At 69.7% G+C, this 12,661-nt stretch carries 12 protein-coding genes; 5 read left to right on the plus strand and 7 right to left on the minus strand.

The annotated features are described in order from the left end of the window. The first annotated feature begins 2 nt into the window (after window positions 1-2). Window positions 3-1,496 carry an alpha/beta hydrolase gene (locus ACLJO0_RS38360; protein WP_410584528.1) on the plus strand — a complete coding sequence of 498 codons (1,494 nt, stop codon included), beginning with the start codon at window positions 3-5 and terminating at the stop codon, window positions 1,494-1,496. Here ACLJO0_RS38360 and ACLJO0_RS38365 read toward each other — a convergent pair. The 5 genes from ACLJO0_RS38365 to ACLJO0_RS38385 all read right to left on the minus strand — a co-directional run bounded on the left by ACLJO0_RS38365 (window position 1,451) and on the right by ACLJO0_RS38385 (window position 6,421). Next, on the minus strand, window positions 1,451-2,899 hold the full coding sequence (locus tag ACLJO0_RS38365; RefSeq protein WP_410584406.1) for an alpha/beta hydrolase: 1,449 nt from the start codon (window positions 2,897-2,899) through the stop codon (window positions 1,451-1,453). The genes ACLJO0_RS38360 and ACLJO0_RS38365 overlap by 46 nt on opposite strands. Window positions 2,900-3,227: 328 nt before the next feature. Next, on the minus strand, window positions 3,228-4,016 hold the full coding sequence (locus tag ACLJO0_RS38370) for an ABC transporter permease (protein WP_410584408.1): 789 nt from the start codon (window positions 4,014-4,016) through the stop codon (window positions 3,228-3,230). Beyond that, complete coding sequence (locus ACLJO0_RS38375; protein WP_410584410.1) at window positions 4,013-4,963, minus strand: ATP-binding cassette domain-containing protein; 951 nt, start codon at window positions 4,961-4,963, stop codon at window positions 4,013-4,015. Before ACLJO0_RS38375 ends, ACLJO0_RS38370 begins: the two co-directional genes overlap by 4 nt. Before the next feature lie 33 nt (window positions 4,964-4,996). Further along, window positions 4,997-5,842 carry a DUF4097 family beta strand repeat-containing protein gene (locus ACLJO0_RS38380; protein WP_125795199.1) on the minus strand — a complete coding sequence of 282 codons (846 nt, stop codon included), beginning with the start codon at window positions 5,840-5,842 and terminating at the stop codon, window positions 4,997-4,999. A 51-nt stretch (window positions 5,843-5,893) separates the two neighbouring features. Next, entirely contained in the window at window positions 5,894-6,421 is a 528-nt protein-coding gene (locus tag ACLJO0_RS38385) for a toxin-antitoxin system HicB family antitoxin (protein WP_410584412.1), read from the minus strand. A 453-nt stretch (window positions 6,422-6,874) separates the two neighbouring features. On the opposite strand from ACLJO0_RS38385, the gene ACLJO0_RS38390 reads away from it, so the two are divergent. Next, window positions 6,875-7,441 (plus strand): response regulator transcription factor, encoded by a 567-nt coding sequence (locus ACLJO0_RS38390; protein ID WP_410584530.1) that lies wholly within the window; start codon window positions 6,875-6,877, stop codon window positions 7,439-7,441. Window positions 7,442-7,450: 9 nt separating this feature from the next. Here ACLJO0_RS38390 and ACLJO0_RS38395 read toward each other — a convergent pair whose 3' ends face one another. Next, complete coding sequence (locus tag ACLJO0_RS38395; protein ID WP_125795198.1) at window positions 7,451-8,095, minus strand: helix-turn-helix transcriptional regulator; 645 nt, start codon at window positions 8,093-8,095, stop codon at window positions 7,451-7,453. Window positions 8,096-8,188: 93 nt separating this feature from the next. Here ACLJO0_RS38395 and ACLJO0_RS38400 point away from each other — a divergent pair, with 93 nt between their 5' ends. The 3 genes from ACLJO0_RS38400 (at window position 8,189) to ACLJO0_RS38410 (ending at window position 11,967) form a co-directional block, all read left to right on the plus strand. Continuing rightward, on the plus strand, window positions 8,189-10,429 hold the full coding sequence (locus ACLJO0_RS38400; RefSeq protein WP_410584415.1) for an ATP-binding protein: 2,241 nt from the start codon (window positions 8,189-8,191) through the stop codon (window positions 10,427-10,429). Window positions 10,430-10,482: 53 nt separating this feature from the next. Next, a complete protein-coding gene (locus ACLJO0_RS38405) occupies window positions 10,483-11,130 on the plus strand; it encodes a TetR/AcrR family transcriptional regulator (protein ID WP_410584417.1) in 648 nt (215 codons plus the stop codon). A gap of 171 nt (window positions 11,131-11,301) precedes the next feature. Then, window positions 11,302-11,967: a helix-turn-helix transcriptional regulator gene (locus ACLJO0_RS38410; protein ID WP_410584419.1), complete on the plus strand. Its 666-nt coding sequence runs from the start codon at window positions 11,302-11,304 to the stop codon at window positions 11,965-11,967. Between the two features lie 52 nt (window positions 11,968-12,019). Here the strand turns inward: ACLJO0_RS38410 and ACLJO0_RS38415 are convergent, their stop codons facing one another. Beyond that, window positions 12,020-12,601 (minus strand): TetR/AcrR family transcriptional regulator, encoded by a 582-nt coding sequence (locus tag ACLJO0_RS38415; RefSeq protein ID WP_410584421.1) that lies wholly within the window; start codon window positions 12,599-12,601, stop codon window positions 12,020-12,022. Window positions 12,602-12,661: the final 60 nt, after the last annotated feature.

A 12,661-nucleotide genomic window follows, 5' to 3' on the forward strand; every position in this document is an offset into this window, starting at 1 on the left:
GCATGCGCAAAGCCCTGCTTCCCGTTCTCGCGGCCGCCTTGGTGACCGCGGCGACCCCCGCCGTCGCGTCCGCGGCTCCCCCGCCGAACTGGGGGCCGTGCCCCGAAGAGGCGGCGGGCCTCGGACTGGAGTGCGGCACCATCGAGGTGCCGCTGGACTACCGCGACCCCGGCGGGAAGACCATCGAGATCGCGATCTCACGGCTCGCGAGCACCAAGCCGGAAAAGCGCCGCGGCGTGCTGCTGACCAACACCGGCGGCCCCGGCGGTGAAGGCCTGGCCTATCCGGCCATTCTCAAGAAGCTGAACATCCCGCAGGAGGTGCTGGACACCTACGACGTGATCGGGATGGACCCGCGAGGCGTCCACAACAGCACACCGGTGACCTGCGGGTTGTCGACCGCGGAGCACCCGACCAACATCCCGAGGTACGCGCGCGACTCCGCCGACGTGACGACGGAGGCCCAGCGGGTGGCCGCCGTCGCCGCGAAATGCGGTTCGTCGGCCACCGCGCCGCTCCTGCCGTACATGACCACCGCCAACACCGCGCGAGACCTGGACCGCGTCCGCGAGGCACTCGGCGAGCGGAAGGTGAACTACTTCGGCATCTCGTACGGCACCTACCTCGGTTCGGTGTACACGTCGTTGTTCCCGGAGCGCAGCGACCGGTTCCTGATCGACAGCGCCACCGGCCCCGGCGGCTGGGACGCCTCCTTCTCGCGATTGTTCGGGCAGGGTGTCGATGACCGGTTCCCCGACTTCGCAAAGTTCGCCGCGTCGAAGCCCGAATACGGCCTGGGCCGGACGCCGGCGCAGGTGACGGCGAAGTACTTCGAGCTCGCCGCGCGGCTGGACAGGACGCCGAGCCCGGACGGCTACAACGGCCAGGTGTTCCGCCACGTCACCTTCGCCGAGCTCTACTACGACAACAGCTTGCCGCATCTGGCCGAGACCTGGCGCGCGCTCGACACCGGGAAACCCGTACCGCCCGCCGCCTCCAAGCGGTCGTCCACCGGCGTGCCTTGGCCGTCGGACAACTACCTCGCGAGCCAGCTGCACGTGATCTGCAACGACTCCGACTGGCCGGAGGACGTCGGGACGTACCGGCGCAACGTCGCGATCGACCGGTTCCGCCATCCGCTGTTCGGCGCGGCGGCCGCGAACATCACGCCGTGCGTGTTCTGGCCGTCGGAGCCGATCGAACCGCCGGTGAAGATCACCGGCCGCGGCCCGTCGAACGTGCTGATCGTGCAGAACCTCCGCGACCCGGCCACGCCGCTGGCGGGAGCGCGGAAACTGCGTGAGGCATTCGGCGACCGCGCCAGGATGGTCACCGTCGACCAGGGTGGGCATCTGGCGTACCTGTTCAAGGACAACGAATGCGCCAACGACCTCGCGACGGAGTTCCTGGTCTCCGGCGCGCGGCCGTGGCACGATCTCGCCTGCGGGAGTCAGGGGCAGGTCCGGTCCGCGGGGAGCGCTCCGCTCAGCAAGTAGTCCCGCACCGCACCGTCGACGCACGCGTCGCCCTTCAAGAAGACCGAGTGGCGGTACGCGCCTTCCACCGTTACCAGGCGCGATCCGGCGAGCGCCCTGCGCATGGCGAGTTGCCCCGCGTAGGGCGTCGCGGGGTCGCCGGTCGAGCCGAGGAGCAAGGCCGGTGAACTGTTGTGGATCCGGGTGGCGGGTTCGGCGGGGGCCACGGGCCAGAACGCGCAAGGCGTGATGTTGCGGGCCAGCGGGCCGAACAGCGGCTCGGCGGACCGATGCGCCTGGATGTCCCGGTAGTACGTCGCCGGGGCACGGGAAGCCGCCCGATCCGCGCAGACGACCGGCGTCCCGGCTCGGTCGGTGGCGGCGCCGGATCCGGTCGTCAGGCCGTCGAGGAGCGCGTTCAACGCCGCCGAAGGCGTGACGGGAAGACCCCCCACCGCATCGCGGAGTGTCCGCACGGTGGTGGCGAACTCGGCTTGCGACTTGGGCCGGTCGTCATAGAGGCCGGCGAAGAACAGATACGGCACCATATGACCGTCCACTGTGTACTTCCCGACCTTGAAGGGCCGCCGCTCCGCCGCTCGGGCGATGTCCCGCACGGTCTGCTCGCCCAGTCCTTGTCCCGCGGCGGACTTCGCCCAGTTCCTCAACGCCGCGTCGAGCACCGGAGCGGTCGGGCGGAGCAGACCCGGCCCGAACACTTCGGGATCGACCGACGAATCGAGCACGAACCGATCGGCCCGCGCGCCGAACATCTGGAGATACACCGCGCCGAGGTAGGTCCCGTAGGAGGCACCGATGTAGGAGATCTTCCGTTCGCCGAGCGCGGCACGCACGACATCCATGTCCCGGGCGGTGTTACGGGTGGAGGCGGCCCGCAGAAGCTCGTGATCATTGCCGGAACAGCCGCGCGCCAACTCTTTCGCGAAAGCAACACTCTCACCGAACGACCTGACGTCCGGCCCGGCCGAACGCGTGAACGTGTCGGTGTTCCAAACGCACCGCAGCGGCGAACTACGCCCGACGAACCGGGGATCCATGCCGACGAGGTCGTACTCCGCCGCGATCTCCGGCATCGACGCCCCGGCGAGGACCAACTCCATCGCCGGACCACCCGGCCCGCCCGGATTGAGCAGCACCGCGCCGCGGCGGCGCGCGGGATCGGTGGCCTTGATCCGTGCCAGCGCGACGGTGATCTCGCGGCCCCGCGGCCGCCGGTAGTCGACCGGCACGCCGACCTCGCCGCATTGCGCACCGGCCTTGTCCAGTTCGGCGCCGAGACTGTCACCGGGACCGGTCGTGCAGCCGTGCCAGGTGATCGACGGCGTCGACGCGGTGGCGGGCGTTGCCGGGGCGAGGGCTGCGGCCAGGACGAGGGCCGCCACGATGGCTGTCTTCTTGGGCAACCCGGGCTCCTTGCTGATGGGCGGAAATCGTGGGTTCAGGCTAGGAGTGGGAGCCGTGTGCGGGCGTCCGTCCGGGGTCGGATGCGTCTAGCCCGCTGGGGGGTTCTTTTGGGGGCGTCGTTCTCTTGCTGCAGGGGGCCTTCACGCGCTCCCGAGTACATGAAGGACCCCTTCATGTACTTCAAGCCGGGCATGACGAGGGCCCGTCGCCGGTGTGGCTGGCGGGCTCCTCGGATCACACGTGGTGGAGGGTGATGGCGCCGAGAAAGAACAGCGCCCCGGACCGGAACACCAAGGTTCCGGCCCGGGGCGACCCCCAGTCGACCTCTCAGCGGTCGCGTTCCTTCGCGAACAAGGACTTCGACCACACATACCCGACGACCGAAAGCAGCACGCACCAGCCGACCGCGAGCCAGCCGCTGCTGCCGATCGGGGTGCCGAGCAGCAGACCGCGGATGGTTTCGATGACCGGAGTGAACGGCTGGTAGTCGGCGAACCAGCGCAGCCAGGCGGGCATGGAGTCGGTGGGCACGAAACCGCTGCCGAGGAAGGGAAGCAGCATGAAGACCATGGGCGTGTTGCTGGCCGTCTCCACGCTCTTGGCCGCCAGGCCGAGCGCCACCGACAGCCAGGTGAGCGCGACGGTCAGCAGCAACAGCAGGCCGACGGTGGCGAACCATTCGCCGACGCCCGCGGTCGGCGAGAAGCCGATGAGCAGGGTGACGCCGAAGACCACGGCGAGGGCGAACGCCGTCTGGATGAGTGCGCCGACGACGTGTCCGGTCAGTACCGAAGCCTTGCTGATCGCCATCGTGCGGAACCGGGCGATGATGCCTTCGGTCATGTCCGTCGCCACCGAGATGGCGGTGCCGAGGGCGGCACTGCACACGGTGAGGAGCAGGATGGCGGGCGTGACGTAGCCGACGTATTCGGCCCTGCCGCCTCCTCCGCCGAGGCCGTTCCCGAGTGTGCCGCCGAAAACGTAGACGAACAGCAGCAGGAACACGATCGGCTGGCCGATCAGCATGATGGTGAGCGACGGATAGCGTCGCATATGCCGGATGTTGCGGCGCAGCATGGTCGCCGAGTCGCGCATCGAGAGGGACAGGGCGGTCATCGGGCCATCTCCTTGGTCGCTTCGGTCCGGTGACCGGTGAGGCTGAGGAACACGTCGTCGAGGTCGGGGGTGTGCACGGTGAGGCTGTCGACGGAGACCGCTTCGGCGTCGAGCCGGTCCAGCACGGCGCGAAGGGCGGTGACGGTGCCGTCGGTCGGCACGCGGAGCGCCAGGGCTTCTTCGTCCGAAGTGGACACTTGAAGGACGCGGGTAGCGTCGCGCAGCGAGACGGCGTCGGGGAACTTCAGCTGCATGTGCCCGCCGGGCACGCGGCGCTTCAGTTCGTCGGGGGTGCCCAGTGCGACGATCCGGCCGCCGTCGAGCACGGCGACGCGGTCGGCGAGCTGGTCGGCCTCCTCCAGGTACTGCGTGGTGAGGAAGATCGTCACACCGCTGTCGACGAGGTCCCGGATGATCTGCCACATCGTGCGGCGGCTGCGCGGGTCGAGGCCGGTGGTCGGCTCGTCGAGGAAGATGACCTTGGGGTCACCGATCAACGTCATCGCCAGATCGAGTTTCCGGCGCATGCCACCCGAGAAGGTGGACGGCGTCTTCTTCGCGGCGTCGGTCAGCTCGAACCGTTCCAGGAGTTCGGCGGCCCGTTTGCGTCCCTCGCGGCGGGGCAGATGGTGCAAGTCCGCCATGAGGAACAGGTTTTCCTCGCCCGTGAGCAGTTTGTCGACCGCGGAGAACTGGCCGGTGAGGCCGATGACGGAACGGACCCCGTCCGGATCGGTGGCCAGGTCGGCTCCGGCGATGGTCGCGGCGCCGCCGTCCGGACCGACCAAAGTGGACAGGATGTTGACGGTGGTGGTCTTGCCCGCGCCGTTGGGGCCGAGCAAGGCGAAGACGGTGCCGGTCGGGACGTGCAGATCGATGCCGTCCAGGACGACCTTGTCGCCGTAGGACTTGCGCAGTCCGGTCGCGGAAATGGCCGGGTGTCTCATGTGGTTTCCCCTGAAGTGCAAGGACCCGTCGGGTCAGGAACGGTGGACGATGATGTCGCCGACGGCGGTGCCGGCGTGGATTTCGACCTTGTCGGTCGCGTCGCCGGGCGCGGTGGCGGCGGTCATGTCGTTGAGGACCCGGCCGAAGTTGGTGTTCACGTCGAGCCAGGCAGCACTGCCCTCGCGGATGCCGATCTCGATGTCCCCCAACGATGTCCCGAGCGTGAGCGTCCCCCTGGCGGCGTCGAGCACGCGGACCGAACCGTTGGCGGTCTTGGCTTCGACGCCGCTTTCGGCGCTTTCCACGGTGATGTCGCCGTTGGCCGAACGGAGGCGGATCGAGTCACCGGCGGCGCCGATCGTGGTGGACCCGTTCGAGTTCTTGACCACCGCGGTGCCCTTGATCCCGCCGACGTGCACGCGGCCGGAGCTCGTGCTGATGTCGGCGTTGCCGTCGACGTGCTCGACGACGATGTTCCCGGACGCGGAGTGCAGTTTCAGCTCACCCGCGTGGTCGAGCTGGATGTGCCCGGTCCCGGATTTGTAGCGGCAGGCACCGAGCCGCCCGGTCGCGGTCAGGTCGCCGAGGCCGGTGCTCCCCTGCACCCGGGAACCGGCGGGCAATTCGATGGTGACGTCGATCGACCTCGTCCGGTTGCTGAAGTCGAGCAGGCGCATCTTCGGCGCGCGGACCGTCAGGGTGCCGCCGGAGAATTCGACGACGGTCCGCTTCGCGGCGTCGACGTCGGAGGCGTTGTTCTCGTCGAGCGGGGCGACTTCGACGACCGTTTCGGTGCGGTCGCCCGCGACGATGCGGACGTTGCCGACGACCGGCTCGAGGTCCGCGAGAATGGGTTCCGGGGTGGCGAAAGAAGGCATGGTTGTCCCCTCAAAGGTGGTGTGATCGGTGTTTGTGCTGGTAAGCGGGGTCTAGCTGACCCAGCCGGTGTAACGCTGTGTGCCCCGGTGACCGCCGCTCACCGGGGCGGGCGGGGTGGCCCGTTCCGACGGCTGGAGCGCGGCGGACGCGGCCCGTACGAGCCACGCGTTGACCGAACGGCCTTGTGCGGCGGCGGCTTCCTCGACGCGTGCCTTGAGGTGCTCCGGAAGCCGGAAGTTGATCCGGGCGGTGGCTCCTTCTTCGTCCGGCAGCGGCGGCTGCGGGGGCGCCGGGGGTTCCGGTGTCGCGGCCGCGACCGGCCCGTCCTGCTCGGCCGCGGGAAGCGTGACGGCGAAGCTGGCTTCCCCGGCGCGCAGCCGCACTTCGACCGAACCGGGCGCGAGGTCGCGGGTGATCTCGTCCGACGCCGCGGACAACGCGTCCAGCAGCGCCAGACGGATGGCCGACGCGAGCGGCGCGGTCAGGCGTTCGGCGAGCGCGCTCGCCTCCGCTCCCCCCGCCTCGGCGGCGACGGCGAGCTCCCGGCGAACGGTGTCCACAAAGGGCGTCAAGTCCATGATGCCATCATGGCACCACGGTGGCGCCATGGCAAGTGCCAGATGGTGCCATCTTGCGCCAAAGTGGCGTTTGCACAGGTCGGAGGCCTGATTCTTGGGGCACGGGTCATGGTCACGGCGAGGGGATGCCCCTTCGGCCATTCTCGGCTGGCGCGGGAAACAGGACGCGGCCGATTGCGTTGCCGGGGCAGGCACGGCGGGCGAGAATCGCCGCGAGCCGCGCGGGAAAAGGGAGCGACCCACCATCAGGTGTGGGGGTCACCGAGGCGGGCCGCCACCCGATTTCCACCGTACAAGAGGTGCGCTCGCTCATGCGGGCAACGCTTTCTGTACCGGCGGCCCTTGACAAATCGAGGATCCACAGTGGACAGCAGGCCGTCCGCGACAGAAGAGGGACACATGCGAGCAGTTCGGGTGAGTGTCTGCGCCCTGGACCCCATCACGAAGGCCGGGATGGTCGACCTACTCGACACCCGCGCGTCCGTGGCGGTGGTCGAAGGCCGGGCACGGGACGAAACCGATGTCGTCGTCGCGGCCTTCGACCGGCTTTCGGCCGACGCGGTCGCCGCGTTGCGCGAGGTCGCCGTCGAACTCGGCAAGCCGATCGTGCTGGTGACCGACCTGATCGAGGAGGGCGGGCTCGCGGCCGCGGTGGCGTGCCGGGTGGTCGCCATCCTGCCGAGGTCGGCGATGACCGATTCGCGGGTGGCCGACAGCGTCCGTGTCGCCGCGTCGGGCACCGTGAGCCCGACGTCGGCTCTGCTCGACAGGCTGACCGAACACGCCGAGCGGCTCAACCGGGTGCTCGCGCCGAGCACGCCCGCCGGATCGGCGCTCTCGTCACGGGAGATCGACGTCCTCCGGCTGATGGCCGACGGATTCGACACCCAGGAGATCGCCACCGAACTGTCCTATTCGGAACGAACGGTGAAGAACGTCATCTACGCGGTCACCGACCGGCTGCGCCTGCGGAACCGATCGCACGCGGTGGCGTACGCGATCCGCGAAGGGGTGATCTGAAGCCGTTCGTCAGATGAGGCCTTCGCGGAGCGCGTACGCCACGACGTGAGTGCGGTTGCGCAAACCGAACCGGCTGAGCAGGCCGTGCAGGATGTTCTTCACGGTGCGGTCGGAGTAGGCCACCCGCCGGGCGATCTCACCGGTGTCGAATCCGTCCGCGAGCAGCCGGAGCACTTCGGTCTCGCGCGGCGAAAGGCCACTGAGGGTGAGCTCACGCGGCTGGAGAACTTCCTTGTGCAGCCGCGAAATCCCCCGCAGCAGGCTGCCGAGCTGATCGGCGGGCAGATCGCCCCGGCCGGCGTGGGCGTCGGCGACCGCGCGCAGCAGCCGTCCCGGCGTCGCCTCGGAGCGCGCGACGACGACGGCGAGCCCGCGTTCCACCGCGGCCCACAGTTCGGCCTGGTTGGGCTGATCGGCCACCAGCACCAGCCGGGTGGATCCGGCGGGGATCCGGCGCGGCTCGTCCCCCGCGACCGCGACGAGGACATCGGCCTGCGCCGGGTCGTCCCGCAACGTGATGCCGGGGCCGTCGCCGAGCGCGCTGCGCAGGCCCGCCCGGACGAGCGGGTCGTCGGCGTGCACGGCGACCAGGATCTCCCGGCGCCCTTCGGTCCTGGCGACCGGGCGGACGGGCGTCGTCATGATCGTCGACATGGGTTCCAGGTAACCGGCCGCGGCGAAGCCGGGACAAGCGGAAGCAGGGGGCAGCTTTTCGACGGCGGAAGCCTGCCGGTTGAATGGACCGCGGTGGAACCCGTGGAGGCGAGCGAGACGCGGTCGGTGTTCGGCAAGCTGCTGCTCGAACACCGGCGGGCCGCGGGCTGGACACAGGGACGGCTGGCCGAGGCCTCCGGGATCAGCGTCCGTGCCCTGCGCGAGCTGGAACGCGGCCGCGCGCGAGCCGCCCAGCAGCGCTCCGCCGAGGTGCTGGCCGACGCGCTCGGCCTCACCGGCGGTGACCGGGAGTTCTTCCTGACCGTCGCCAAACAGGGACGCCGCCGGAATCCGGCGCTGGCCGCCCAGGTCGCGGCGACCTGCGCGCTGCCCACGCCGCCGCCGGATCTGTCCGGCCGCGAAAGCGAACTGGCGCAGCTGTCCGCGAAGGCCGCCGAGGGTGGTGGCGTGGTCGCGATCGTCGGACAGGCCGGGGTCGGGAAGACCGCGCTCGCGGTGACCGCGGCGGATCTCTGGCGCGCGGAGTACCCGGACGGGGTCTTCGCGATGGATCTGCGCGGCATGGACGAAGAACCGTTGAGCGCCCGTGCCGCGCTCGACCGGCTGCTGCGCGCGCTGGACGTCGCGCCGGGACAGGTACCCGCCTCCGAAGACGACCGGTCGGCGTTGCTGCGGATGCTGCTCGAAGGCCGGAAAGTCCTGCTGCTGCTCGATAACGCCGCCGACGAGGCGCAGATCCGGCCGCTGCTGGTCGCCGGGCCGGGCTCCCTCACCCTGATCACCTGCCGCCGCACGCTCGCCGGGCTCGAAGGTGCCCGGTGGCTGGGGCTCGAACCGCTTTCGGACGGCGGCGCGACCGGTCTGCTCACCAGGATCATCGGCGCCGACCGGGTCCGTGCGGAGCCGGCGGCGGCGCGGGAACTCGTCGAACTGTGCGGCTTCCTTCCGCTCGCCGTCCGGATCGCGGGCAACCGGCTCGCGACCCGGCCACAGTGGTCACTGGCCCACCTGGCCGACCGGTTGCGTGACGAAGGCACCCGGCTGCGCGCGCTCGCGGCGGGAGATCTGCAACTGCGCTCGGCGTTCGACCTGTCCTATCGCGCGGTGTCGGCCGGGGCGCGGCGGCTGTTCCGGCGGCTGGCGACCGTGCCTGGCGCCGACTTCGGCCTCGAACTCGCGGGCGTCGTGTCCGGCGCGGCCCCCGCCGACGTCCGCGATCAGCTCGACGAACTCGTCGACGCCAGCCTCCTGCAGGCCACCGCGAATCCGGAACGGCACCAGTTCCACGACCTGATCCGCCTGTTCGCCGAGGAACGGTTCGAGGCGGAGGAAGAGCCTGCCGTGCGGGACATCGTGCTCGCCCATCTGCTCGGCAAGGCCGCCGAGGCGGCCAGGCTGTTCTACCCGCGGGCTCCGGAAACCGGCCGGTTCGGTTCGCGGGACGAAAGCGGGCGCTGGCTGGACATCGAGGCCGGGAACTGGATCGCCGCGCACCGGGTGGCGGCACGGAAGGGCTGGCACCGGGAGGTCGGCGACCTCGCCATCGCGCTGCACTGGTACTCCGACGGGCGGAGCTCCCAGCGGCCGTGGTGGGAGATCTTCTCCCTCGGCGCGGCCGCGGCGAGCGCGCTCGGTAACGCCGGGGACGAGGCGAAACTGCTCAACTTCGTCGGCTGGGCGTGCAGTGTCTGCCTCGACGACGCCGAAGGTGCCGTCGAGGCGCACCGGCGCGCGTTGGACATCGCCGTCCGGATCGGCGACCGCACCGAGCAGACCTGGGCGTCGATCTACCTCGGTCAGGTACTTCGGTACGTCGGGGAGGACGCCGAAGCGTTCGAATTCGCGAAACGCGGCTACGAACTGGCGGACGAATTACCGTTCTGGGACGGGCAAAGCTCGGCGCGGAACGTCTACGGGTACGCGTTGCGCGCGGCTGGGAAGCACGCCGAAGCGCTCGCCGTCCACCGTGGTGTGCTCGCCGACGCCGAACGGCTGGCGGCCGACACCTATCCCGGCCTCCGCCGGATGCTGAAGGCCCTGTCCCTGCGCGCCATCGGTGACGTGCTCGGGGATCTCGCCGAATGGCGGGAAGCGGCGGGCTACTACCGCACCAGCCGGTGGCTCTCGTGGGAAGGCGGTTTCGACGCGATGGAGGCGATCTGCGCGTTCCGCGAAGGGCGGGCCTGGCGGGAAGCGGGTGCTTTCGAGGAGGCAAGGGAATGCCTCACCCTGGCCGTCGAGCTGTCCCCCGAGCCGTCGTTCACCGCCCGGCGGGAGCAGGCTTTGGCCGAGCTGGCGCTGCTGCCCGAGTGACCACTCGCGGAGAAGCGCCAACTAAGCTGCGGGCCGACGGAGCGGGAGGGCCGATGACGGACGCGGACGGGCAGAGCCCGCGGGAGCGCTACCGCGACCAGGTGCGCGCGGAGATCAAGCAGCACGCGTGGGAGCAGATCGCCGCCGCCGGGGTGCCCGCGCTGTCGCTCAACGCGATCGCCAAACAGGTGGGGATGAGCGGTCCCGCCCTGTACCGGTACTTCGCCAGCCGCGACGACCTCATCACCGCGCTGATCCGTGACGCCTACCGAAGCCTGGCCGACACCGTCCGGGCGGCGTTCGACGCCGGTGCCGACCTGGCCGGGCTCGCCGTCACCATCCGGGACTGGGCCCGGAGCGACCCTCAGCGCTACTTCCTCATCTACGGCACACCCGTGCCCGGCTACCACGCGCCCGACGACACCACCGCCATTTCGAACGAAGTCATGACCGTGCTGCTCGAAGCGTCCCGCGCGATCACCGTCGACAAGCCGGAAACCCCGTTCGACGAGCATCTGGACGGCCACCGCGACTGGGCGGGCGACGATCCGGCCCCGTCCGCGACCCTGCATCGCGCACTCGCCTTCTGGACCCGCCTGCACGGCGTGCTCTCGCTCGAACTCGCCGGCCATTTCACCGGCATGAAATTCGATCCCGGCCTGTTGATCGCGGACGAACTGGACGACCTCACGACCCGGTGACCGGCCTTCGCCGAGTCCGATCGCGTGCGCACTGAACCTTTCCCGTCTTTCGGGCGTCTTGCCCTGTGACGTTGCCGGCGGTTGACATGCAACGTTGGAAGGTTATAGCTTCTAAGTAAAGCAAGAGCTACTCACGCTGAGTTCCGGGCGCTTCGGATGGGGACTTCGATCATGATTCACGGGGAGAAGCTCAGCAGGAGGACCGATCGCGTCAAAGTCGCCGTGCATGCGCCGGATCTACTGGCCGGACTGGGCACGACGAGCATCCTCGGCGCCGACGAACGGCTGGACGTGCTTGCCGAAACCGACCTCGGACCGGCCGAAGTGATCGTGACCGTCGGGGATTCGATCGGCGACGGGGTCTTCACTTTCCTGCGCCAGGTTCGCGCCGCGTCGTCGCTCCCGGCGCCACCGAGATGCGTGATCGTCACCGACCATTTCCCGGTCCAGGTCCTGATGACGGCGATCGAATGCGGCATGGCCGCGCTGCTGCCGCGGCGCGATCTCGACAGCGAGCATCTGGTGCGGACGATTCTCGCGGTCAGCCAAGGCGCCGGCGCCCTGCCGCCGCGTTTGCAGGGCAGCCTGCTCTCCCAGCTCGATCGGATACAGGAGGACCTGCTGATCCCCAACGGTCTCGCGTTGTCCGGCTTGTCCGACCGCGAACGTGAAGTGCTCCGCCTGCTGGCGGATGGCCATGGCACGGAAGAGATCGCGATCAAACTCGCCTATTCGGAGAGCACGGTGAAGAACGTGCTCCACCGGGTGATGTCGCGCTACGGCCTGCACAACCGCACGCACGCCGTCGCTTTCGCGTTGCGCACCGGCTCCATCTGAAAGGGTCCGTCCAGAGTGGACGGACTCCCGTGACGCCCGTGAACGCCCTCGCTCAGCGGAGCTGAACGCGGCCGAGCAACCGGTCCACGACCTCGGGCAGCGGCTGATCCTCGGAGCCTTCCAGCCACAGCACGTTCCCGGTTCGCAAGGTGGCGAGGAAGGTCGCCGCGGTGAGCCTGGCCAGCTCCTGATCGAGGCCGTGCCCCCTGGCGAGCAGCACCGCGATCAGGTCGCGTTCGAGGGCGAGCTGGTCACCGGCCTGCCGCGCGAGCAGCGACGGATGGCGTCGCAGCAGCCGTAGCTGCGCCACCCACTCGCGGTCGGGGACGGGGTGCGCCCGGTACAGCTCCCGGCACGCCGCGCGCAGGGCCTGCCACGGCTTCTCGCCGGACGGCCTGCCTTCGACGAGCGACACCAGCAGCCCGGTGCGCTCGCGGTCGGCGTGCAGGATCGCGTCCTCTTTGTTCGCGAAGTAGTTCGAGAAGGTCCGCCGGGACACACCCACCGCGTCGGCGATGTCCTCGACGGTCACACCGTCCAGACCGTGCTCCATCGCCAGCCGGAGCGCGGCCTCGTGCAGTGCTTGCCGCGTCGCCGCCTTCTTGCGGGTGCGGAGCGTGTCGAGGGTGTCCACCAGGACAGCGTAGCGAGGGGAATAAAGTTCCCACTGTGCAAGTTTGCACAATGAGCAACA

Source organism: Amycolatopsis sp. lyj-108 (assembly GCF_046549005.1).
Lineage (GTDB): Bacteria > Actinomycetota > Actinomycetes > Mycobacteriales > Pseudonocardiaceae > Amycolatopsis.

Excerpts from the sequence above, each read along its gene's own strand:
- ACLJO0_RS38370 (WP_410584408.1), bottom strand. The coding sequence starts at position 4,016 with ATGACCGCCCTGTCCCTCTCGATGCGCGACTCGGCGACCATGCTGCGC.
- ACLJO0_RS38390 (WP_410584530.1), top strand. The coding sequence starts at position 6,875 with ATGGTCGACCTACTCGACACCCGCGCGTCCGTGGCGGTGGTCGAAGGC.
- ACLJO0_RS38375 (WP_410584410.1), bottom strand. The coding sequence starts at position 4,963 with ATGAGACACCCGGCCATTTCCGCGACCGGACTGCGCAAGTCCTACGGC.
- ACLJO0_RS38380 (WP_125795199.1), bottom strand. The coding sequence starts at position 5,842 with ATGCCTTCTTTCGCCACCCCGGAACCCATTCTCGCGGACCTCGAGCCG.
- ACLJO0_RS38395 (WP_125795198.1), bottom strand. The coding sequence starts at position 8,095 with ATGTCGACGATCATGACGACGCCCGTCCGCCCGGTCGCCAGGACCGAA.
- ACLJO0_RS38405 (WP_410584417.1), top strand. The coding sequence starts at position 10,483 with ATGACGGACGCGGACGGGCAGAGCCCGCGGGAGCGCTACCGCGACCAG.
- ACLJO0_RS38410 (WP_410584419.1), top strand. The coding sequence starts at position 11,302 with ATGATTCACGGGGAGAAGCTCAGCAGGAGGACCGATCGCGTCAAAGTC.
- ACLJO0_RS38385 (WP_410584412.1), bottom strand. The coding sequence starts at position 6,421 with ATGGACTTGACGCCCTTTGTGGACACCGTTCGCCGGGAGCTCGCCGTC.
- ACLJO0_RS38360 (WP_410584528.1), top strand. The coding sequence starts at position 3 with ATGCGCAAAGCCCTGCTTCCCGTTCTCGCGGCCGCCTTGGTGACCGCG.